19 protein-coding genes are annotated in these 22,599 nt (G+C 70.2%); 10 read left to right on the top strand and 9 right to left on the bottom strand.

Going from position 1 to position 22,599, the window contains the following annotated elements; genetic code table 11:
• Positions 1-43 precede the first annotated feature (43 nt).
• The 3 genes from C3E99_RS17750 to C3E99_RS17740 all read left to right on the top strand — a co-directional run bounded on the left by C3E99_RS17750 (position 44) and on the right by C3E99_RS17740 (position 4,359).
• Complete coding sequence (locus C3E99_RS17750) at positions 44-541, top strand: DUF4402 domain-containing protein (RefSeq protein WP_076073380.1); 498 nt, start codon at positions 44-46, stop codon at positions 539-541.
• 215 nt (positions 542-756) lie between these two features.
• Positions 757-1,578: a fimbrial biogenesis chaperone gene (locus tag C3E99_RS17745; protein WP_076073379.1), complete on the top strand. Its 822-nt coding sequence runs from the start codon at positions 757-759 to the stop codon at positions 1,576-1,578.
• 33 nt (positions 1,579-1,611) lie between these two features.
• Positions 1,612-4,359 (top strand): MSCRAMM family protein, encoded by a 2,748-nt coding sequence (locus C3E99_RS17740; protein ID WP_076073378.1) that lies wholly within the window; start codon positions 1,612-1,614, stop codon positions 4,357-4,359.
• A 166-nt stretch (positions 4,360-4,525) separates the two neighbouring features.
• Here the strand turns inward: C3E99_RS17740 and C3E99_RS17735 are convergent, their stop codons facing one another.
• Positions 4,526-4,894: a glycine zipper 2TM domain-containing protein gene (locus C3E99_RS17735; RefSeq protein WP_104960422.1), complete on the bottom strand. Its 369-nt coding sequence runs from the start codon at positions 4,892-4,894 to the stop codon at positions 4,526-4,528.
• A 731-nt stretch (positions 4,895-5,625) separates the two neighbouring features.
• On the opposite strand from C3E99_RS17735, the gene C3E99_RS17730 reads away from it, so the two are divergent.
• From C3E99_RS17730 to C3E99_RS17720, 3 genes are read left to right on the top strand one after another with little or no spacing between them, the layout of a single operon-like run.
• Positions 5,626-7,152: an NAD(P)/FAD-dependent oxidoreductase gene (locus C3E99_RS17730; RefSeq protein ID WP_076073376.1), complete on the top strand. Its 1,527-nt coding sequence runs from the start codon at positions 5,626-5,628 to the stop codon at positions 7,150-7,152.
• Positions 7,153-7,176: 24 nt separating this feature from the next.
• On the top strand, positions 7,177-7,611 hold the full coding sequence (locus C3E99_RS17725) for a GtrA family protein (RefSeq protein WP_104960200.1): 435 nt from the start codon (positions 7,177-7,179) through the stop codon (positions 7,609-7,611).
• The gene (locus tag C3E99_RS17720; protein WP_104960199.1) at positions 7,608-9,431 is read left to right on the top strand and encodes a hypothetical protein; all 1,824 of its coding nucleotides are present in this window, start codon (positions 7,608-7,610) and stop codon (positions 9,429-9,431) included. Before C3E99_RS17725 ends, C3E99_RS17720 begins: the two co-directional genes overlap by 4 nt.
• Positions 9,432-9,452: 21 nt before the next feature.
• Here C3E99_RS17720 and C3E99_RS17715 read toward each other — a convergent pair whose 3' ends face one another.
• From C3E99_RS17715 to C3E99_RS17705, 3 genes are all read right to left on the bottom strand, one after another.
• Positions 9,453-10,709, bottom strand: coding sequence for a cytochrome P450 (locus C3E99_RS17715; RefSeq protein ID WP_067180023.1), 1,257 nt, complete (start codon positions 10,707-10,709; stop codon positions 9,453-9,455).
• A 617-nt stretch (positions 10,710-11,326) separates the two neighbouring features.
• Entirely contained in the window at positions 11,327-12,565 is a 1,239-nt protein-coding gene (locus tag C3E99_RS17710) for an ABC transporter permease (RefSeq protein ID WP_104960198.1), read from the bottom strand.
• A complete protein-coding gene (locus tag C3E99_RS17705; protein ID WP_076073374.1) occupies positions 12,562-13,518 on the bottom strand; it encodes an ABC transporter ATP-binding protein in 957 nt (318 codons plus the stop codon). Before C3E99_RS17705 ends, C3E99_RS17710 begins: the two co-directional genes overlap by 4 nt.
• A gap of 88 nt (positions 13,519-13,606) precedes the next feature.
• Between C3E99_RS17705 and queG the strand changes: the two genes are divergently transcribed.
• Positions 13,607-14,662 carry a tRNA epoxyqueuosine(34) reductase QueG gene (queG, locus tag C3E99_RS17700; protein ID WP_234002534.1) on the top strand — a complete coding sequence of 352 codons (1,056 nt, stop codon included), beginning with the start codon at positions 13,607-13,609 and terminating at the stop codon, positions 14,660-14,662.
• On the opposite strand, the gene C3E99_RS17695 is transcribed toward queG, so the two are convergent.
• Together C3E99_RS17695 and C3E99_RS17690 are read right to left on the bottom strand one after the other, a co-directional pair.
• On the bottom strand, positions 14,659-15,036 hold the full coding sequence (locus C3E99_RS17695; protein WP_076073372.1) for a hypothetical protein: 378 nt from the start codon (positions 15,034-15,036) through the stop codon (positions 14,659-14,661). The genes queG and C3E99_RS17695 overlap by 4 nt on opposite strands.
• Positions 15,033-15,728 (bottom strand): EI24 domain-containing protein, encoded by a 696-nt coding sequence (locus tag C3E99_RS17690; protein WP_076073371.1) that lies wholly within the window; start codon positions 15,726-15,728, stop codon positions 15,033-15,035. The genes C3E99_RS17695 and C3E99_RS17690 overlap by 4 nt, the downstream gene beginning before the upstream one ends.
• A gap of 108 nt (positions 15,729-15,836) precedes the next feature.
• Here C3E99_RS17690 and C3E99_RS17685 point away from each other — a divergent pair, with 108 nt between their 5' ends.
• Complete coding sequence (locus C3E99_RS17685) at positions 15,837-16,835, top strand: adenosine kinase (protein WP_076073370.1); 999 nt, start codon at positions 15,837-15,839, stop codon at positions 16,833-16,835.
• 13 nt (positions 16,836-16,848) lie between these two features.
• Here C3E99_RS17685 and C3E99_RS17680 read toward each other — a convergent pair whose 3' ends face one another.
• From C3E99_RS17680 to tsaD, 3 genes are all read right to left on the bottom strand, one after another.
• Entirely contained in the window at positions 16,849-18,390 is a 1,542-nt protein-coding gene (locus tag C3E99_RS17680; protein ID WP_420894029.1) for a lipopolysaccharide biosynthesis protein, read from the bottom strand.
• Between the two features lie 90 nt (positions 18,391-18,480).
• On the bottom strand, positions 18,481-19,473 hold the full coding sequence (locus C3E99_RS17675) for an NAD(P)H-dependent glycerol-3-phosphate dehydrogenase (RefSeq protein ID WP_076073369.1): 993 nt from the start codon (positions 19,471-19,473) through the stop codon (positions 18,481-18,483).
• A complete protein-coding gene (gene tsaD / locus C3E99_RS17670; RefSeq protein WP_076077396.1) occupies positions 19,470-20,504 on the bottom strand; it encodes a tRNA (adenosine(37)-N6)-threonylcarbamoyltransferase complex transferase subunit TsaD in 1,035 nt (344 codons plus the stop codon). The genes C3E99_RS17675 and tsaD overlap by 4 nt, the downstream gene beginning before the upstream one ends.
• Before the next feature lie 442 nt (positions 20,505-20,946).
• Between tsaD and hemC the strand changes: the two genes are divergently transcribed.
• Both hemC and C3E99_RS17660 read left to right on the top strand, forming a co-directional pair.
• A complete protein-coding gene (hemC, locus tag C3E99_RS17665; RefSeq protein WP_067113800.1) occupies positions 20,947-21,900 on the top strand; it encodes a hydroxymethylbilane synthase in 954 nt (317 codons plus the stop codon).
• Entirely contained in the window at positions 21,897-22,595 is a 699-nt protein-coding gene (locus C3E99_RS17660; protein WP_076073367.1) for a uroporphyrinogen-III synthase, read from the top strand. The genes hemC and C3E99_RS17660 overlap by 4 nt, the downstream gene beginning before the upstream one ends.
• Positions 22,596-22,599 lie beyond the last annotated feature (4 nt).

Raw genomic sequence — 22,599 nt, 5'->3', positions numbered from 1 at the left:
GGGATTTCCATTCGACTATCGACTGTTCAAGGGACCAAATCATATGCGCACCATTGGAATGAAGCGCGCCCTCGCCGGCGTCGCTATTGCTGCCTTCGCGATGAACGCCCAGGCGGCGCAGGCCGCTTCGGCCACGGGACAGGCCAAGGCCAAGATCCTTCGCCAGATCCAGCTCACCGCCGGCAGCCCGCTCGACTTCGGGACGATCATCAGCGGTTCGACCGCCTCGACCGTCGCGATGACGACCGCGGGGACGCGCACCTGCGGTTCGGGGCTGTCCTGTCCGGGCACCGGCGCCGCCGGCAGCTTCGACATCCAGGGCACGAACGGCGCCGTCGTGACGGTATCGGGCGATTCGAGCGTGACGCTCAACGGCTCGATCAGCGGCACGATGACCGCGGCGCTCACCTATTCGGCGAACACGGTCACGCTCGGCGCGAGCGGCGGCGCCTTCCAGGTCGGCGGCACGCTGAGCGTCGGCGCCAACCAGGCGTCGGGCGACTATGCCGGCACCTATAATGTGACCGTCAACTACCAGTAACGGCGTCTGCAAGGGAGCGGGCGGCCCCAGTAGCCGCCGATCCGAAGGGCCGCGTGGGGCGTCAGCCTCGCGCGGCCCTTTCCGCATGCGCCGAACCCCGTGCCCGCGCCCGGCCGTCATGGTTAGCGAAATATCAACCATCGTGGCGCAAAGCCGGATGCGACCAGACGGTGCGGTGGGGACTGCGCCGGACAACGATTGTGGGGATCGTATCCATGCTGCGCCTTTTCGGGCCATTCCTGTGCCTTTTCATGGCGGCCTTCGCGCTGCCCGCGACGCCCGCTCTTGCGGCGGGCGACCTGCTCGTCGCACCGACGCGGCTCATCCTCGACGGTTCGCGCGGGGCCGAGGTCGTGCTCAACAATATCGGCAGCGAGCCCGCGACCTATCGCATCAGCCTCGAGGTCAAGCGAATGGCCGCCGACGGCGGACTCGACGAGATCGCCGAGGCGGAAGCGACGCCGGCGGAAAAGGCCGCGCTCGCGATGATCGCCTTCAGCCCGCGCCGCGTCGTCCTGCCGCCGAACCAGCCGCAGGTCATCCGCGTCGGCGTCCGCGTGCCCGAGGGCACGCCGCCCGGCGAATATCGCGCGCACATGCTGTTCCGCGCCGTGCCCGACAGCGTCGCCGCGACCGCGCCGCAGGCGGCGGGCGAGGGCGTGTCGATCGCGATCACGCCGATCTACGGCATCACCATTCCGGTGATCGTCCGCATCGGCGATCTGCAGGCGTCGGCGACCATCGGCGATGCCCGGATCGGCGAGACCCGCGACGGTCCCGCGTTCGAATTCGATCTGACGCGCTCGGGCACGCGATCCGTCTATGGCGACATCGAGGTGACCCGGCGAGGCGAACCGCAGCCGCTGCTCGTCGCGCGCGGAATCGCCGTCTATCCCGAGGTCGATGCGCGCACCGTGTCGCTGCGCATTCCGCCCGACCTCGCGGCGCAGCTTCGGGGCCCGGTGCATATCCGCTACACCGAGGATCGCGAGGTCGGCGGCGCGACGATCGACGCGGCCGACCGGGTGGTGCGATAGGGCGGACCGGCCGCCGGTCCGGCGGATCGAGCCATGTTCACGCGCGCCCTGACGCGATGGCGGCCGGCGATCCTCGCGCTGCTCGCGCTGGTCGGATGCACGCCGGCCGCGGCGCGTGCCGCCGAAGACGGCGGCGTCGCGGCCGCGTCCGACGGCTGGGTGCCGAACGAGGACGACAGCTGGCTGTTCGACCTGCGCTCGGGCGCCTATCGGCTCGGCGGCGGCGTGCGCGGCTATCAGACACCGCAGGGGATCTGCGTCGATCTCGGCGACATGGTGCTCGCGCTCGACCTGTCGCTGCGTATCGATCGCAAGTTGCGCCGCGCAACCGGATGGGTGTTCGACGAACGGCGCACGCTGACCATCGACCGCGAGGCGGGGGAGGTGCGCGCGGGCAGCCAGCGCCTGCGGATCGCTCCGGGCGCGATCCGCGACACCGCGGCGGGGTGGTGCGTCGATCTGGAGAGCCTCGACACCTGGCTCGGCCTGCCGATCGCCGCCGACCTGTCGAACGCGGTGTTGCGCATCGACGCCGCCGAAAAGCTGCCGTTCCAGCTCGCCGCCGAGCGGCGCGCGCGCGCGGCCGCGCTCCGGCCGCAAGTGTCGTTCGATCTCGCGAGCCTGCCGCAGGCGCGCCGTCCGTACCGCGCATGGACCCCGCCGTCGGTCGATGTCGTCGCCTCGGCCGGCGCCGTCGCCGACCGGCGGAGCGGTTCGCACGTCCAGGCGCGCTACGAGCTTTTCGCCGCTGGCGAGGCGCTCGGGCACAGCGTCGATGCGCGCCTGTCGTCGGACAATCGCGGCGTTCCCGACAGCCTCCGCCTGCGCCTCTATCGCACCGATCCGGAGGGGCGGTTGCTCGGTCCGCTCCGGGCGACCCATTATGCGGTTGGCGACGTCGGGCTCCTGTCCACCGGACTCGTCGCGCAGTCGGCGCCGGGGCGCGGCGCGGTGATCACCAATCGTCCGGTCGAGCGTCCCGACAGCTTCGACCGGACCGATTTTCGCGGCGATCTGCCGGCCGGATGGGATGCGGAGCTCTACCGCAACGGCCAGCTGCTCGCCTTTGCGACCCCCGGTGCGGACGGCCGCTACGAATTCCTCGACATACCGCTGCAATATGGCTCGAATCGCTTCGAGATCATATTGTACGGTCCGCAGGGCCAGATTCGGCGTGAGATCAAGCAGTTGCAGGTCGGCATCGACTCGATTCCGCCGCGGCAGACCTGGTATTGGGCGGGGATTGCGCAGGAAAACGCCGACCTCGTCGAATTCGGCGGACATCATGCGACCTTCCGCCGCGGCTGGCGTGGCACGCTGGGGCTCGAGCGCGGCCTCGACGCGCGCACCTCGGTCGCTGCCTATGCACACAGCCTGATGATCGAGAATGTCCGGCGGACCTACGGCGAGGTCGCGCTGCGCCGCGCGATCGGCCCGACGCTGGTCGAGGTCGCGGGCGCCTATGCCGGGGATGGCGGATCGGCGGCGCGCGCCAGCTGGCTCGCCGCCTTCGGCGAAACCTATGTGCGCGCGGATGCGATGCGCGGGTGGGGCGGTTTCGTCTCGGATCGGTTCGCCGGGTCCGTCAGGGGCCTGTACCAGCTCTCGCTCGATCAGGCGGTGACGCTGGGACGGACGGTGCTGCCCCTCCACGTCGATGCGCGGCGGGTCGACCGCTGGACGGGCATCTCGAGTCTCGAGGCGACCGCTCGCGTCTCGGCCAATCTGCGCGCGATCAGCCTGACCGGCCAGCTCGACTGGGTCCGCAGCCATAACCCCTTCGGCATCGATCCGCCCGACAATCTCGGCGCGACCCTGCTCGCCAACGCCCGGATCGGGCGCATCCGCCTGCGCGGCGAGGCGCGCGTGGCGCTGGCGGGCGGCCACGACGCCACGCGCATGGCGCTGATCGGCGAGTGGGCGGGCAAGGGCGATGCCGAGTGGCGGGGCGAGGTCGGCTATGATCGCGGCTACGACCGGGCGCGGGCCGGGATCGGTTACACGCGGCGCTTCCGGCGTCTCCAGCTTTCGGGGTTCGGCGAGGTGGCGAGCGACGGGTCGGTGGCGGCGTCGCTGTCGCTCGCTTTCAGCTTCGGTCCGAAACCGGGCGGCGGCTGGCGGCTGTCGAGCGAAAAGCTGGCGAGCCGCGGGCAGGTGCTCGCCGATATCTTCCTCGACGACAATGGCGACGGGGTGCGCCAGCCGGGCGAGAGCGCGATGGCCGGCGTGCCGCTGACCGCGGGCCGGGTCCACGCCGATGCCGCGACCGACGCGGCGGGGCAGGCAATGATCGACGGGCTCGAACCCTTCCGTCCGGTGATGATCGGGATCGATGCCGGCAGCCTGCCCGACCCCTATGTCCAGTCGGCGCTGCCCGGCATCGTCGTGACGCCGCGTCCCGGCGTTGCCACGCGCGTCACGCTGCCGATGGTCGCGGCGGGGGAGATCGAAGGCATGGCGCTGCGCGACGGCGGCCAGGCGATTGAGGGGCTGGGACTCGAACTGATCGATGCCGAAGGGCGCGTGCGCAAGGCGACGCTCAGCGAGTTCGACGGCTATTTCCTGTTCGAAGGGGTTCCCTATGGCCGCTACACGGTACGGCTCGATCGGACATCGGCCGCCGCGCTGCGTCTCGACCCCGGTTTCGCGATCGCCGCTTCCCCGGGCAAGGCGGCGCCGCGCGTGCGGCTCGGCCCATTGGCGCTGAAGCCGCTGCCTCGCGCATTGGCAGGGCCCGGCGCGGCCGCGCCGGACGGCGAGGCCAGCGACGGATCGCCCTGATCACCTGAATTTGAAGTTCGCCACATCGATCTCGTCATCGCGGGCTTGACCCGGGATCCCGCTTTTCTTCCGTCCGTACACGAAAGGAAGCGGGGGTCTCGGGGCAGGCCCGGGATGACGATGACGCCATCGGTGGGCTCTCCACCGCCCGCCCGCCTGGCCCGGATCAGCAGCGGCTGTTGCGATCGATCTCGCGACCGAGAAGCGCACCGCCGGCCGCGCCGATGATCGTACCGGGCGTGCGGTCGCCATAGCGGTCGATCTCGCGTCCCAGCAGCGCGCCGGCGGCGCCCCCGATGATCAGCCCCGTCGTTCCTCCGCTGCGGCAGTGATGGCGGGAACGGTAATATCGGCGGTCGCGATAATGATCGCGCCTGTAATCGCGGCGATAGTCGCGCCTGTAATCGCGGTAGCGATCATTGTCGCGATGTCCGTAATAGCCGCTCCGGTGGTGGCGGTCGCGCGCGTCGGCGTCGGTCGGCACGGCGGCCGCGGCGCTCGCGCCGATCAGCGCAGCCAGGGCGAATTTCTTCATCCAGAACATGGTCGTCCTTTCCTGTCGGTCCCCGCGGGACAGATTGGAACCGCGATGCTGGCGCCTGGCTGAACCCGCGGGCGCCATGCGGCCGATCGTATCTCGCTTCGTCGTCCGGCGGGCGCATTTCGTCGCGTTTGACCGCCGAGGAGGCTCTTTGTCGATGGGGCAGACCATGCCTATCGAATGTGGATATCGGCGTGGTTCCTCTTTTGCGTCACCCTGAACCTGTTTGGCGATTGTTTCCGGCAAGGAACCGTTCCCCGGCGAAAGCCGGGGTCCAGATGGCATGGCGCTGCCCCATATGGACCCCGGCTTTCGCCGGGGAACAGGCCTCAACTGCTTGAGGGGCATAGGACGGATCGACATTCAGCTCTGGCGGCCTGCAAATGGCGGCTTTTCGCGCTTCCGGTGCTCACGTGCCATCAGCACGCTGCGCTCCGGGTCCCGAAAATCTACCATTTTGACCTGTGGTCGTCTTCGACTCCGGCTCGCCATCTTCTGAATGTCGATCCGTCCTAACCCGTTTCACGGGCCATGGTCTGCTCCCGAATGAAAAGCGGCGCAAAGTGGAAGGCCCAGCTATGGATGCCGAAGCAGGCCGGCCTGGGGAAGCCTGAATTCCCGCGGGCATCGGACAGCCACGCCCCAAATCCTACCGTCCCGTTAACCAGTTTTTAGGGCCGCTGCGCCACAGCACTGGGTGAACATGGGCTGCGTGGGGAATTTCGATGCCTGACAATCAGAACGGGCCGACCAGCGCCGACGTCGCGATCATCGGCGCCGGGCCGGCGGGATTGACCGCCGCCTATCTGCTCACGAAGCAGGGCTATCGGGTGACGGTGATCGAGAAGGATCCCGTCTATGTCGGCGGGATCAGCCGCACCGTCGAGCATGACGGCTTTCGCTTCGATATCGGCGGGCATCGCTTCTTTTCGAAGAGCCGGGCAGTCGTCGAGCTGTGGAACGAGATTCTGCCCGACGATTTCATCCAGCGCCCGCGGATGAGCCGCATCTATTACGAGGGCCGCTACTATTCCTACCCGCTGCGCGCTTTCGAGGCGTTGTTCAACCTCGGCATCGTCCGCTCGGCGCTGTGCATGGCGAGCTATGCGAAGGCGAAGCTCTTGCCCAACCGGACCGTGCGCAGCTTCGAGGACTGGACGGTGAACCAGTTCGGGCACAAGCTCTATTCGATCTTCTTCAAGACCTATACCGAAAAGGTGTGGGGGATGCCGTGCGACGAGATGTCGGCCGACTGGGCGGCGCAGCGCATCAAGGGGCTCAGCCTCGGCGCCGCGGTGCTCGACGGCCTCAAGCGCAGCCTTGGCCTCAGCAAGGCGCCGAATGACGGCATGGCGGCCAAGACCCTGCTCGAAACCTTCCGCTATCCGCGCCTCGGCCCCGGCATGATGTGGGAAGCGGCGCGCGACAAGGTGATGGCGGGCGGCAACCATGTGTTGATGGGCCACGGCCTCAAACAGCTTTCCCAGGACCAGAAGACCGGCCGCTGGCGCCTGACCGCGACCGGTCCCGACGGCGATGTGGTGATCGACGCCGATCATGTGATCAGCTCGGCGCCGCTGCGCGAACTCGTGGCGCGTCTCCATCCGCTTCCGGCCGCCGCGCTGACCGCGGCGCCCAGCCTCAAATATCGCGACTTCCTGACCGTCGCGCTGAAAATCCGGTCGAAGGACCTGTTCCCCGACAACTGGATCTATATCCACGACAGCAAGGTCAGGGTGGGCCGGGTCCAGAACTTCCGCAGCTGGTCGCCGGAGATGGTGCCCGATCCCGACCTCGCCTGCGTCGGCCTCGAATATTTCTGCTTCGAAGGCGACGGGCTGTGGTCGTCGAGCGACGCCGATCTCGTCCGCCTCGCGACCGACGAGATGGCGATCCTCGGCCTGTGCAGGGCGGAGGATGTCGTCGGCGGGGTCGTGGTGCGGCAGGAAAAGGCCTATCCGGTCTATGACGATGATTATGCTGCGCATGTCGCGGCGCTGCGCACCGAGCTGGAGGCGCGCTATCCGACGCTGCACATGGTCGGGCGCAACGGCATGCACCGCTACAACAACCAGGATCATGCGATGATGACCGCGATGCTGACGGTGCGCAACATCGCCGCCGGCGCGCGCGTCTACGACATCTGGGGCGTCAACGAGGACGCCGAATATCACGAGAGCGGCGCCGAGGGCGAGGGCGCGGCCCTGGCCTCGGTCCGTGCCGTTCCGGTCCGCGCCGCGCGGGCGGCCTGATGGCCGGCCGGGCGGAATGACGTCATGCCGCAACCGCTCGCCCTTCTGATCGGCGCCGTCCGCCGCGGCGATGCCCGGTGGATCGGCTATCTGTTCGCGAGCGTGCTCGCGCTCGGCTGCGACGCCGGGCTGTTCCTGCTGCTGCTCGGCGCCGGGCTCGAACCGGTGGCGGCCTCGGCGCTCGGCTACGGTCTCGGGATCGCGGTGCACTGGCTGGTGTCGAGCCGCCTCGTCTTCGCCGACAGCGCCGCGGCGCGCGGGACCGGCGAGCGGCAGCGGCAGAAGATGCTGTTCGTCGGCTCGGCGCTGGCCGGCCTTGCGATTACCACGGCCGTCGTCGGCATCGGCATCGGCTGGGGGCTCGACCCGCGGATCGCAAAGCTTGCGGCGATCGCGATCAGTTTCCAGACGACCTATCTGCTGCGCCGGCACATCGTCTTCCGTCCGGACCGCGCATGAGCGCGCATGATCGCCGGCCACGCTTCGGAAACTGGCTGACGCCGGTCCGGTTCGCGCTGCTCCTCTGGGCGCTCGCGCACGCCATGATCTTCGCAAACCACTGGCCAGAAACCACAGCCCTCCTCCTCGGCGACACCGACGATGCGATGCGGATGGTCCAAGTATGCGACCTCATCGCCGGACAAAACTGGTGGGATCTCACCCAACATCGCATAAATCCAGCGGGCGGCGGGGTACTGATGCACTGGTCGCGGATCGTTGACATTCCGCTCGCGGGCGGAATTCTGTTGCTCAGGCCCCTGATCGGCCAGCCCCTTGCTGAACAGGTAGTGATGGCGCTGTGGCCACCGCTGCTGCTCAGCACACTGTTCATCGCCGTCTCGCTCGGCTTTCGAGGCCTGTCGGACTGGCGCATTGCTTGGGCCGCGCCCTTATACCTGATCTTCTGCATCTATATCATCGCGCAATTCCGCCCGTTGCGCATCGATCATCACGGCTGGCAGATTCTTCTCGCGATGCTGATCCTCTGGCACGCCCTGCGTCCCGCGAGTCGTAGCGCAGGGCTGTTCGGAGGGTTGTTTGCGGCGATGCTGCTTGCGGTGTCGATTGAGGGGGGGGTGTTTGCGGGGTGTTTTGCGGCGATCGTGGCGTTGCGCTGGGCGCTGGGCGGGGGTGCGGCCGAGCGGGCGCGGCTGATCGGTTACATGACGGGGCTCGCCGGCGGTGCGGTCCTGCTCCAGTTCGCGACGCGCGGGCCCGCCGGCCTTGTCGGACGCTGGTGCGATTCGCTGTCGGCGCCCTATCTGGTGGCGCTTGTCGTCGCGGCCGCCGGCACCGCCGGCGTCGTCGCGCTGCGGCCGGAGCGGCGCATCGTGCGTTTCCTGCTGCTCGGAGCCGTCGCGGCCCTCGCAGCGGTCGCGCTGGTCGGCACGGCGCCGGAATGCGCGCGCGGTCCCTTCGCCACGCTCGACCCGATCGTCGTCCAATATTGGTACCGCACCGTCCTCGAAGGCCAGCCCGTCTGGGCGTCGGGCGGACAAAGCATCGTCTTCGTCGTCGTGCCGTCGCTGCTCGGGCTCGTCGGGACGCTGCTCGCCTGGCGCAGCGCGCGCACCGCGGCGGAACGCCGCGACTGGATCACCATCGCCATCGCGCTGACCGCCGCCGCGCTGCTGTCGCTGCTGGTGCTGCGCAGCGTATCGACGGCGCATCTTTTCGCCTTGCCCGGCTGCGCCTGGATCGGCCTGCGCATATGGGACCGCGCGCGGGCGCTGCGCGCGATGCCGCTGCGGCTGGCGGCCTCGGCGCTCGCGATCTTCAGCCTGCCGCTCTTCGCCAGCATGGCGGTGGCGGTGCCGCTCGCCATGGCCTTTCCCTTCTTTCGGTCCACGGATCAGGGTGTCACGTTCGATTCGGTGGAAGGGGCCTGCCTCGATCCGGCCAATATCGCGGCGCTCGACCGGCTCGACCCGGCGGTGATCCTCGCACCGATCGACCTGGGCGCGCCGCTGCTCTTCTGGACGCACCACAGCGTCGTCGCGACGCCGCATCACCGCAACCGGGAAGCGATGGCCGACACGATCCGCGCCTTCGTCGGCGATCCGGACGCGGCCGAAGCGCTGGTCCGCCGGCAGCGGGCGACGCTGGTGGTCGTCTGCCGCGGCGCCAATGATTTCGGCCTGTATCGGCGCGGGCGCCGTGACGGGCTCGCCGCGCAGCTTGCGGCCGGGCGGCCGCCCGCCTGGCTCGAACCGCTGCCGATCGGTGCCGGGACCGGGCTCGGCGTCTGGCGCGTCAGGGCGCTGCCACGCCAGCCGTAGTCCGCGTAGCCGCGCCGGGGGTCAGTAGCGTTCGAGCTCGACCTGCATGTGGCGATAGCCGTGGACGAAGCAGGCATTCACCCGCTCGGGCTCGGCCAGCACGTTGACGCGCAGGCGCCGCTTCTGCATCTCGGAGATCAGCGCGGTGAGCTGAAGTTCGGCGACGCGAGCGCCGACGCAGCGGTGGATGCCGTAACCGAAGGCCAGGTGGCGGCGCGCATTCTCGCGATCGACGATGATCCGGTCGCCGTCGGGAAAGACGCTCTCGTCGCGATTCGCCGAGGCGTACCAGAGCGCGATCTTGTCGCGCTTGCGGATCTGGTGTCCGAACAGTTCGGTATCCTCGGTCGCGGTGCGGCGCATGTGCGCGAGCGGGGTCTGCCAGCGCAGGATCTCGTGCATCGCATTGACCGCGAGGTCGGGATCGTGATTCGCCTCGAGCTTCGCGCGTTCCTCGGGGAACTGGTGCAGGCCATAGGCATAGGCCGACATCGAATTGCGCGTCGTATCGTTGCCGCCGACGATGAGCAGGATCAGGTTGCCCATGAATTCCTCGTGGCTCATGTGGCTCATCGCGTCGGACTGGAGCATGATCGAGATCAGGTCGTGCTGCCCCGGATTCTGTGCCTTGCGGTCCCACAGCTCCTTGAAGGCGGCGCCCATTTCATAGGCGATGGCGAGTCGCTGCTGCCGTTCCTCGGCGGTGTTGAAGCTTTCGATGTCGCCCAGCGCGTCGGACCAGGCGGTCAGCTTGTGGCGTTCCTCCCACGGGAAATCGAAGAGGATCGCGAGCATTTGCGTCGTCAGTTCGATCGACAGCTTCTCGACCCAGTCGAACGGCTCGCCGACCGGAAGCGAATCGAGCACGTCGCTGGTGCGCTTCAGCGTGTCGGCGCGCATGCGCTCGGTTTCCGAGGGGCCGAAAGCCGGGGCGACGGTGCGGCGCTGCGCGGTATGCTGCGGCGGGTCCATCGCGATGAACATCGGCATCGGGACCTCGCCCTCCTGCAGATGCTCGACGCCGTCGCCCGCGACGGTGATGCCGCCATATTCCCACGAGGAGGAGAATATCTTGGGCAGCGCCTCGACATGCTGGATCGGCTTGTAGGTCGTCACCGACCAATAGGGGCCGAACTTCGAATCCTCGCAATAATGGATTGGCGATTCGGCGCGCAGGCGCCGCATCGGTTCCTGCCAGCGATCCTCGCGCCATAATTCGGCGCGGGAGACGTCGAGCGGATTCACGGTTTCGGGGGCTTCGCGGATCACGGTGGCCATGGGGGCAGCTCCTCTCGCGGCCGTCTTCGCGCGGCCGATCGGGTTGCAGAATGCCACTGTTTACAGCTTTGTCAACGACCCTGGGGGAAAGACCCTAGTTGCCTGAATCTGACGTTTGCCCCATCGATCCCGTCATCCCGGGCTTGACCTGGGATCCCGCTTCCTTTCGCGCACGGACGGAGGAAAAGCGGGACCCCGGGTCAAGCCCGGGGTGACGATGAGGACAAAAACTTTGAGTCCACCATATCGGGGTCTGTGGGGGTTCGGGTGCTTGCGGACGCATAGGGGCGTGTCCCCGCGAAGGCGGGGACCCAGTGCGGTGGAACGCAAACCCTGATTTCATACGCTCTGGGCTCCCGCCTTCGCGGGAGCACGTGGTTTTGTTTTGCGAAAAAAACTGAATCTCCACCGGCCATAGAGCATTAAATCTGAACCGTTTGCCCTCCGCTTTCGCGGGGGCAGGCTCTGAGCTTGTCGAAGCCTGTCCTGAGCGCCTGCAAGGCAGTCGAAGGGGGCCGTTCTTTCTTTCGCGGACGCAAGAAGAAGGACGGTGCTTCGACAAGCTCAGCACGAACGGCTGAGAGGGTGTGTCAGATTTCACGCACGTCGCGCTAAAGTCAGCGCAGCCGGCGCTTCCAGAATCGCCAGTCGCCGCGCCCGCTGAGCACCCCCGAACGGAAGAGGCGCACCGAAAGATAGACGACGAGCGCGACCCACAGCGCCTGCCAGCCGAGCGCGAGCAGGTGGATGCCGCGCGCCTCGTTGGTCGCCGCGCGCGCCGCCATCGCCAGCGGCGAGGAGAAGGGGAATATCTGCGCGAAGGTCGCGAGGCCGCTGCCAGGCGCGCTGGCCCCGGCCGACGACAGGCTGAACATCGCGACCTGGAAGATGGTGATCGGCAGGCTGAGCATCTGGATCTCGCGCACCGTGCCCGCCTGCGAGCCGATCCCGAGGAACACCGCGCCGAGCAGCAGGAAGGCCATGACGAAATAGGCGAAGCCGATGGCGAGGAAGAAGGGCCAGCCGGTCGCCGGCGCGGTCGCCAGCGCCGGGACGGGCGCCGCGCCGGCGGCGGAGAGCGCCGCGGGGTCGAGCCCGGCCGCATAGATCAGCCCCGCCACGACCGCGATCGCCAGCCAGAAGGCGATGAAGAGGATCGCGACCCCCAGCATGCCGAGCAGCTTGCCGAGGAAAACGCCTTCGAGCGGCACCGCGGCGGCGAGGATCTCGATCACCTTGTTGCCCTTTTCCTCTGCCAGCGAACTCACCGTCTGTCCGGCGAGCAGCAGGGTCAGGAGGAAGATCACGAACACCGCGGCGAAGCCGATCGATTGTTGCAGCGCGACGCTGGTGCCGCCGCTGGCGAGCGCCTCGAAACGCGGCGTGACGGGCGGCGGCGGGCCCGCCGCGCGGCTGTGCAGCGCCTCGCCGGCGAGGAGCGCCAGATAACGGCCGGCGCTGCCGCCCGCCTCGCGCTCGACGATATGCGGGGCGGCGAGCGCGCCGATCATCACCGCATAGGTATCGCTGCCCTTTTCATGGGCGATCGCGACCGGGTCGGCGTTCGCGGGCGTGGCGGCGCGCAGTTCGAGCGTCGCCGGCGGGCGCGGCATCGCGGCGCGCAGGCGCGCATCGGCGGCGCGCAGCGCTTCGAGATCGGCGGCATCGGCGACCGCGACGACGCGGCCGGTGCCGCGCGCGCTGTCGGCAAGCTGCGACGCGCCCATGCCCCCCGCCAGCCCCATGCCGAGCATGAACAGCGGCGCGAGCAGGAAGAGCAGGAAGGTCGGCGTCGCGACGATCGCCAGAAAGTCGCGCCGCGCAACGACGGTCATCGTGCGAAGGAAGGGGGTCATGCGGCGGCCTCCTCGATCGCCGCATCCTCTGCGTCGGCGTGAAAGCCGGCATCGACCTGGCGGACGATGTGGACGAAGGCGTCGTGCAGCGCCGGGCGGCTGATCGACAGGCCGGTCACCCCGAACCCGCTCGCGGTGATGCGGGCGAGCAGCGGTTCGACGTCGGCATCGCCGATCGCGAAATGCCACGCCTCGCCGTGCGGTTCGGCGGCGGCGGGGAGCAGCGCGCGAATCGCCGATGTCTCGGCCGCGACGCGGGGGGTGTAGCGCACCTGCATCGGCAGCAGCGCGCGCGCATCGTCGACGCTGCCCTCGAAGCGCCGCTGCGCGCGCGCGATGATCGCGATCCGGTCGCACAGCCGCTCGGCATGCGCCATCACATGGGTGGAAAAGAGGATCGTCGCGCCGCGCTCCCGCTCGCGCCGCACCAGCGCTTCGAGTCGCTCCTGGTTGACCGGGTCGAGGCCGGAAAAAGGTTCGTCGAGCACGATCAGGTCGGGCGCATGGACGATCGAGCCGATGAGCTGGACCATCTGCGCCATGCCCTTCGACATCTTGCGGATCTTTTCGTCGATCACGCGTTCGAGGCCGAGCTCGGCCATGAAGGCGGCGGCGCGGCGGCGCCCCTCGGACCAGTCGAGCCCGCGCAGCGCGCCCATGAAGGCGATGGCTTCGCGCGCCTTCATGCCCGGATAGAGCCCGCGTTCCTCGGGCAGGTAGCCGATGCGGTGGCGCACCGATTGCGGCGTATGGCCGCCGAGCAGCCGGCTGACCCCGGCATCGGGATCGATGATGCCCAGCATCATCCGCAGGCTCGTCGTCTTGCCCGCGCCATTGGGGCCGAGCACGCCGTAGATGCTGCCCGCCGGCACCGCGAGATCGACTCCGTCGACGGCCTTGAACGCGCCGAAATATTTGGTGAGGCCGGTCGCCTCGACGCTGCAATCGCTCAAAATCCGGTCCCCGATCCCAATGCCGCGACACTATGGCATGGCGCGTCGGCTGTCGTATAGGGCCGCAATGGTTTCAGACGCCTTGCCAATGCCCGAAGGACGGCTCGAAGAACGGCTCGAAGCGGTCGCGCGCGCGCACGGCTTCGCGGCGTTCGGCATCGCCGACGCCGGGGCGGCGCCGCAGACCGCCGCGCGGCTGAACGCCTGGCTGGCCGATGGATGCCATGGCGACATGATCTGGATGGAGGGGCGCGCCGCTCAGCGCGGGTCGCCGCGCGGCCTGTGGCCCGAGGTGCGGTCGGTGATCGCGCTCGGGATGAACTATGCCCCCGCCGCCGATCCGCTGGCGCTGGCGGCGCATCCCGATCGCGGGCGCATCTCGGTCTATGCGCAGGGCACCGACTATCATGACGTCGTGAAAAAGGCGCTGAAGGCGGTCGCGCGCTGGCTGGTCGCCGAGGTGCCGGGGGCCGAGGTCAAGGTGTTCGTCGACACCGCGCCGGTGATGGAAAAGCCGCTCGCCGCCGCGGCCGGGCTCGGCTGGCAGGGCAAGCACAGCAATCTGGTCAGCCGCGACCATGGCAGCTGGCTGTTCCTCGGCGCCATCTATACGACGCTGGCGCTTGGGCCCGGCGCGCCGGGGCGCGACCGCTGCGGGCGCTGCCGCGCCTGCCAGGACGCCTGTCCGACGCAGGCCTTTCCGGCGCCCTATCGCGTCGATGCGCGGCGCTGCATTTCCTATCTCACGATCGAGCATGCCGGGCCGATCCCAGTCGCGCTGCGGCGGGCGATCGGCAACCGCGTCTATGGCTGCGACGATTGCCTCGCGGTGTGCCCGTGGAACAAGTTCGCGGACACCGCGCACCGCCACCGCGCCTTCCTGCCGCGCGCCGAGCTGGCGGCGCCGTCGCTCGCCGACCTGCTCGCGCTCGACGATGCGGGGTTCCGGCAGGTGTTCGCGGGGTCGCCGATCAAGCGCATCGGGCGCGACCGCATGGTGCGCAACGCCGCGATCGCGGCGGGCAACAGCGGCGACCCGCGCTTTCGCCCGCGCCTGACCGAACTGACCGGCGATGCCTCGCCCGTGGTCGCCGAGGCGGCGGCGTGGGCGCTGACGGAGCTGTCCGCTGTGTCGACGCCCTAACGTCTCAACGCGTCGATGCAGCCGTCGACATTGGTGTCGCGCCCGTCGGGGGTGCGCGCGTCGACATGGGTGGCGACCGGCGTCGCGCCGACGCGCGGCGGATAATAATAGACGTCGATCGTGCACGCCGATCCGGCGAACTGCAGCTTGCGGCCCGCGCCTTCGGTGACGTCGAGCCGGGGCTTTCCGAACAGGCGGATCGTGCTGTCGGCGTCGCGGCCGACCAGGTTGTTGTTCTGGGTGATGCGCGGCGTGCTTGGCGGAAAGACGGTCGGCGTCGGGGGCGCGGCGGGACGCGGCACCGCAGTGGCGGCGCAGCCGGAGAGCGTGGCGGCGAGCGCGGCGGCGGCGAACGGGCGGTGGCTGCGGATCATCCTCGGTCCTTCATGGTCGGCGCCCGCCGGGGCAGGTGGAGCAGGTGGACGGCCATAGCCGCGCTGACGATCGGCGCCAACAGATTGACGACGGGGATCAGGAAAGATGCGGCGGACAGCAGGCCCGCCGTCCAGCGCGCGCCGCGGTCGAAGCGCGGCCGGTCCGGGTGGCGCGCGAGCACCATCGCCTCGAGATCGCGGCCGAGCAGCAGCGCGTTGACGCCGAGCGCGAGCAGCACCGTGCCGACCCCGGTGACCAGCAGCAGGATGTAGAAGGGCAGCGCGACGAGGTTGCCGGCGATCAGCCGGCCGAGCGAGGCGAGCGCGAGGCGGATGCCGCGGCCCCAGCCGACCGGCACCGCGCGCCCCGCGGCGGCGGGATAGTGGCGCGCCTCGACCTCGGCGACGATCCCGTCGGCGAACAGGCCGACGACGACGATCGCGGCGGCGCGGAACAGCAGCCAGCTCCCGGCGACGAGCAGCAGCACCAGCAGCGCGCTCGCCATGTCGGTGCCGCTTTCGCCGAGCCACCGCCCGTGATCGAGCAGCCGGCGCGCGGCGAACAGGATCGCGGCGCCGGCGGCCGCGAAGAGCAGCAGCGTCAGGGCGATGCTGAGCGCGAGGATGCGCAGCACGCGCGCGTTCGGCAGGTCGCGGAGCGCGAGCAGAAAGGCTTGGACGGCGCGGGCCATGGCGCAGCGATGGCGCGGAGCGGCGGGCCGCGTCAAGCGCCGCGCTTGCCTTGCGCCGCGCAGCCGCTTAAGGCGCGCGCAGTTTTCCCCCACATGACAGGATCATCCATGGCCTCCACCGCCCGTTTCGACGTCGTTGCGATCGGCAACGCGATCGTCGACGTCATCGCCCGCGCCGACGACGCGCTGATCGCCGCCGAGGGCCTGGCCAAGGGATCGATGCGGCTGATCGACGCCGCGGAGGCCGCGCGCCTCTATGAAGCGATGGGGCCGGCGGTCGAGATGTCGGGCGGCTCGGCGGCGAACACGCTCGCGGGCATGGCGGCGCTCGGGCGCCGGTGCGCCTTCATCGGGCAGGTCGCCGACGACCAGCTCGGCGGCGTCTTCACGCACGATCTGCGCACGCTGGGCGTCGCCTACGACACGCCGCCGCTGGCGGGCGGGGCGCCGACCGCGCGCTGCCTGATCCTCGTCACCCCCGACGGCCAGCGCACGATGAACACCTTCCTCGGCGCCAGCCATCTGCTGGGCCGCGAGATGATCGACGAGGCGCTGATCGCCGCGTCGGACATCCTCTATCTCGAAGGCTATCTGTGGGATCCGCCGCTGTCGCGCGCGGCGATGCGGCGTGCGATCGACGTGGCGCGCGCGGCGGGGGGCAAGGTCGCCTTCACCCTGTCCGACGCCTTCATCATCGACCGCCACGGTGAGGATTTCCGCGCGCTGATCGCCGAGGGGCTGTTCGACATCCTGTTCGCCAACGAGGTCGAGATCTGCGCGCTGGCGGAGGAAACCGACTTCGAGGCCGCGGTCGCGCGGATCGCGCCGCAGGTGCCGCTGCTCGTCGTGACGCGCAGCGAAAAGGGCGCGATCGCGCTGACCGGCGGCACGCGCACCGAGGTGAAGGCGGAACCGATCGACGCGGTGGTCGACACCACCGGCGCCGGCGACCTGTTCGCCGCGGGCTTCCTAGCCGGCCATGCCGAGGGCCGGCCGGTCGCCGACTGCCTGACGATGGGCGCGGTCTGCGCGCGCGAGATCATCGCGCAGGTCGGCCCGCGCGCGCAGACCGACCTGAAGGCAAAGGTCGCCGAACGCCTGGCATAGGCCCGGGGCCGACTCAGCCGGCGGGCGCTTCCGCCGTCTCAGGGTGCTTGCGGAACAGCGCGCGGTCGGCGGGGCCGAAGCCGCGCGTCCAGATCAGCCAGCCGTAGATGCCGAGGATGAAGGGGATGCCGAACAGCAGTTCGGCCCACTCGGGCAGCTTGGTCGCCCCCCAGCCGAGGATCGCCGCGCCCGCGGTCGCCCAGACGAGCGCCCAGCGCAGGCTGTTGACCGGCGCGTGCAGGATGCGCGCGAGCAGCCACGCCTTGGCGACCGACGCGAAGCCGAGCGCGAGCATCAGCGCGAGCGCGACCGCGGCGGCATAGTGGATCGGGGCGAGGCCCATCGACCGGGCGACGAGGATCAGCGCCACGCTGAGCGCCGCCTGGAGCGCCAGCGTCGCGAGGCTGATCACCAGGTTGCGGTGCCGCGCGACATAGACCAGCGCCGCCTCGCTGACCACCGCGGTCGCGGCGACGACCTCGGCCGCGAGCAGGAAGGCGAGCGCGGTGGTGCCGCTGACGAATTCGGGGCCGACGAGCCCCATCACCGCCTCGCCCGGAATGCCGAGCGCGAGCGCGACCCCGGCCTGCGCGGCGATGATCCAGAAACCGACCTGGCTGACCTGCGCGGCGACGGCGCCCAGCCGCTTTTCGGCGAGGTTGCGGGTGATGACGGGGCCGAGGATCGGTTCGAAGCTGGTCTTGAGCTTCTGCGGCAGCGAGGCGACCTGCTGCGCCATGTAATAGATGCCGTAGATGGCGGGCGAGGTGAACTGGCCGAGGATGAAGAGATCGAGCCGCCGCGTGCCCCATTCGATCGCGTCGGCGGCGGCGAGCGGCGCGTTGCGGCGCGCCAGCGAGATGAGCTGCGCGGGGTGCGGCCGCCAGACGCCGGGCCCGCCATAATGGCGAACCATCGGGACGAGCGCGGTGAAGAAGGTCGCGATCATCGCGGCGGCGTAGGAAAGGATCAGCCCGTCGCGCAGCGAATAGAAGGCGAAGCCGAACGCCGCGAAGCTGATCACCCACGGCTCGACGACCGAGCGCGCGCGCACCGTCGCGCCGATGTCGTAGCGATAGGCGCAGGCGGCGAGCGCGATGTCGGCGCCGGCGATCGCGAACACCGTCGTCGCCATCCAGCGATCCCAGCCCGCGACATCGCCTGCGGGGAACATGAGCTGCGGAAAGGCGAAGAGGATCGCCGAGCCCGCCGCCGAGGCGACGAAGGCGACGAACATGCCGTCCCACACGACGATGCGATGGTCGGCGCCGGGGGCGCTCAGCTGTTCGGCGAGCCCGCGCTTGAGCCCGAGCGTCGCGAGCTGCGCGACCAGTTCGATGACGAGCACGGCGAAGGCGAAGCGCCCGACCGCCTCCGGTCCGTACCAGCGGCCCGCGAAATAGAGGAAGGGCAGGCGCGCGACGAGGCGCAGGAGGAAGCCGAGAAAATTGGTCCGCCCGCCCTTGGCGAGCGCCGCGGCGTCGGCATCGGCCAGCGGCGCAGGCGGCGCGGCCGAATCGGGGGTGCGCGTTGCCGCACTGTCCGTCTGGCTCAAGCCTGGCGCCCCTTCTGCTTTTCCCCGCGCGCCGGTTTAGCGCGCTGCGGCGGGGCAGGCAATTGCGCGCGGTATGTCATCGGCGGTGTCTCACGCGCCTTCGCGTCGCAGCGGGCGGCTGAGCAGGGCCTGAATGGCCTGGGCGACCCCCGTCTCGCCCGCGACCAGCCGCGCGACGGTGTCGGTGATCGGCATGTCGATGCCCCCGGCGCGGGCCGCCTCGGCGATCACCGGCGCGCTGAACGCACCCTCGGCCACGGTGCGGCGGTCGCGCATCAGGACGGCGGCGCTTTCCCCGCGCCCGAGTCCCTGGCCGAGCGCGAAATTGCGCGAATTGGACGAGGTGCAGGTGAGGACGAGATCGCCGAGCCCGGCCAGTCCCGCGAGCGTTTCGGCCTGGGCGCCGCGCGTGAGGCCGAAGCGCGTCATCTCCGCGAAGCCGCGGCTGATTAGCGCGGCGCGCGCATTCAGCCCCAGCCCGGCCCCATCGACGATGCCGCAGGCGATCGCGAGGATATTCTTGACCGCCCCGCCGATCTCCGCACCGATCATGTCGGTCGAGGCATAGGGGCGGAAATGCGGGCGCGCGAGCGCGCGGGCCAGCGCATCGGCGAGCGCCGGATCGGCCGCGGCCAGCGTGATCGCGGTCGGTAGCCCGGCGGCGACCTCGTGCGCGAAGGTGGGGCCCGAGAGGACGGCGAGCGGCCGTTCGGGAAACAGCGCGCGGGCGATGTCGACCGGAAAGGCGAAGCTGCCCGCCTCCATCCCCTTGCTGCAGAAGATCAGCGGCGCGGTATCCATCGGCAGGTCGGCCAGGACGGCGCGCAGATAGGGCACGGGCACGACGATCAGCAGCGCGTCGAGGCCGGCGAGGTCAGCGAGAACGCCGGTCGCGCGCAGCGACGGCGAGAGCGGCGCGCCGGGCAGGAAGAGCGGATTGCGATGCTCGGCATTGATCGCCGCCGTCACCTCCGCCTCGCGCGCCCACAGCAGCACCGGAGCGCCGTCGGCCGCGAGCAATTGCGCGAGCGCGGTCCCCCACGCCCCCCCGCCGATAACGCCGAAGCGGGCGAAGGACGTCATGCCTTCACCCCGGCGCCGCGCACGGCCTCGGCGGCGGGATCGAGCGGCCAGCGCGGGCGCGCGGCGACGTCGAGCGGATCGGTCAGCCCGGCGGCGAAGCGCTCGGCGCCCGCCCAGGCGATCATCGCGCCATTGTCGGTGCACAGCCACAGCGGCGGCGCGACGAAGCGCCTGTCGAAGCGGTGCGCGAGGTCGGCGAGCGCGGTGCGGATCGCGCCGTTGGCGGCGACGCCCCCCGCGACGACGAAGGCGGTGGCCTGGGGGCAGGCAGCGAGCGCGATGCGGCTGCGGTCGACGAGGCAGTCGACGACCGCCTGCTGGAAGGAGGCGGCGAGGTCGGCGGTGCGATGCTCGCCCGAGGCCGCCGCGCGCGCGACCGCGCTCTTGAGCCCGGCGAAGGAGAAATGCGGCTCGGCGCTGCCGACGAGCGGACGCGGCAGCGGCACCGCGTGCGGGTCGCCGTCCCGCGCGATGCGTTCGACCGCCGGTCCGCCCGGATAGCCGAGCCCGAGCAGCTTTGCGGTCTTGTCGAACGCCTCGCCCGCCGCATCGTCGATCGTCGTCGCGAGGCGGCGGTAGGCGCCGACGCCCTCGACGAGCAGCAGCTGGCAATGGCCGCCCGAGACGAGCAGCAGCAGATAGGGAAATGCCAGCTCCGCATCGGTGAGGCGCGGGCTGAGCGCGTGGCCTTCGAGATGATTGACCGCGATCAGCGGCTTGCCCGCCGCGTGCGCGAGCGCCTTGCCGGTCACGAGCCCGACCATCACCCCGCCGATCAGGCCGGGACCGGCGGTCGCGGCGATCGCGTCGACGTCCGCCAGCGCGAGTCCCGCATCGGCGAGCACGGCTTCGACGAGCGGGGCGAGGCGGTCGACATGCGCGCGCGCCGCGATCTCCGGCACCACGCCGCCATAGGGGCGATGCTCGGCCTCCTGCCCGGCGACGCGATGCGCGAGGATGCGGCGGTTCGTGTCCACCAGGGCGGCCGCGGTTTCGTCGCAGCTCGATTCGAGGCCGAGGATCAGGGTCATATTGCTGCGCAACCCATACCCGCCCCTTTATCGGCAGGGCAAGCCGCGCCAGACCGATGACTTTGGATTGACTCTACTTCGTCATTGCGGGCCCCGGACCTGATCCGGGGGAAGCAATCCAGAGCGGTTTGCGCCTGCTCTGGATTGCCGCGCGGCTTCGCCGCTCGCAATGACGAATCCTTCTAATGCCATCATGGTCTATGGCCTGTGGGGATTCCGTTTTTTCGCAAAACAAAACCCCGTGCTCCCGCGAAGGCGGGAGCCCAGAGCGGAGGAAATCGGGGTTTGCGTTCCACCGCACCGGGTCCTCGCCTTCGCGGGGGCACGCCCCTATGCGCCCGCTCCGGGTGACTGGACTCTGATGATTTTGGATTGACCCTCTTCGTCATTCGCCGCTCGCAATGACGTTTCCATTCGATGTCATCATGGTCTAGCAGGCCGCATGACTTCGATCCCGCTTCCCACGCCCGCCAGCCCGCTGCGTATCGGCACCCGCGCCTCGCCGCTCGCGATGGCGCAGGCGAATCTCGCGGCGGCGGCGCTCGTCGCGGCGCACGGCCTCGACCCGCGCGCGCTCGAAATCCTGCCGATGACCGCGACCGGCGACAAGATCCAGGACCGCGCGCTGGCCGAGGTCGGGGGCAAGGCGCTGTGGACGCGCGAACTCGATATCGCGCTCGACGCGAAGGTCATCGACATGGCGGTGCATTCGCTCAAGGATGTCGAAACGCTGCGCGACGAGCGCTTCTTCCTCGCCGCGATGCTCGAACGCGCCGATCCGCGCGACCGGATGGTGGTGCCCGACGGCGGCACCGCGCGGACGATCGCCGACCTGCCGCACGGCGCGCGGCTGGGGACGAGCAGCCCGCGCCGCGCGGCGCAGGTGCGGCGCATCCGGCCCGACCTCGAAACCCCGCTGCTGCGCGGCAATGTCGCGACGCGGCTTGCCAAGCTCGCGGCGGGCGATGCCGATGCGACGCTGCTCGCCGCGGCGGGACTCGCGCGGCTCGGCATGGACGCGATCGGCACGGCGCAGCCGATCGACCTGCTGCTGCCCGCCGCCTCGCAAGGCGCGATCGGCATCGAATGCCGGGCGGAGGATGCCCCGCTGCGCGCGCTGATCGCCGCCGTCGATCATGCGCCGACGCATGCCGCGGTCGCCGCGGAGCGCGCGTTCCTTGCCGCGCTGGGCGGGGACTGCCGCTCGCCGGTCGCGGCGCATGCGCGCTGGCTGGACGATGGCGCGCTGCGCCTCGATGCCGAAATCTATTCGGAGGACGGCGCCGATCATGTCGCGGGCTGGACGCAGGTGGCCGGCCCCGCCGACGCCGCGACGCTGGCGCGGCGCCTGCTCGACGAGGCGCCCGATGCGGTGCGGCGGCTGTTCGCGGCATGACGGCCGCGCTGCCGCTGCTGGTGACGCGCGCCGACCCCGGCGGTGCGGCGACCGTGGCGCGCGCGCGGGCGATGGGGCTCGACGCGCGGCACCTGCCGCTGTTCGCGGCGCGCGCGCTGGGCTGGACGGTGCCCGATCCGGACGATTTCGACGCGCTGCTGGTGACGAGCGCGCAGGCGATGCGGCTGGCGGGGCCCGGGCTGGCGCGGCTTGCCGCGCTGCCGGTGCACGCGGTGGGGGCGCCCTCGGCCGCCGCGGCGACGGCGGCGGGCCTGCACGTCGCGGTCACGGGGGACAGTGACGGGCAGACGCTGATCGATGCCATGCCGTCACGGGGCGCCCGGCGCGTGCTGTGGCTGTGCGGGCGCGATCATTCGCCGCTGGTCGCCGGTGCGACCGTGCTGACGCCGCTTCCCTGCTATGCCGTCGATCCGGTCGATCCGCCGTCCGAATGGGCGGCGCTGATCGAAAGGCCCGCGGTGCTGCTCGCCTATTCGGGGCGCGCGGCCGCGCGAATCGCGGCGCTGACCGGGGGCGCGCGCGATCATCTGGCGCTGGTCGCGATCAGCGAATCGGTCGCTGCGCGCGCGGGCCGGGGATGGCGCGCGGTTTCACTCGCCGCGCGGCCCGATGACGCCGCGATGTTGGCAGAGGCGCATGCTTTGTGCCACAAGGGCGCGCACAGGGTCGTCTGAAAGA

This window comes from Sphingopyxis sp. MG (genome assembly GCF_002953155.1).
Lineage (GTDB): Bacteria > Pseudomonadota > Alphaproteobacteria > Sphingomonadales > Sphingomonadaceae > Sphingopyxis > Sphingopyxis granuli.
The sequence above is the reverse complement of the archived record's forward strand: the minus strand, read 5'-3'. Positions and strand labels throughout refer to the sequence as shown.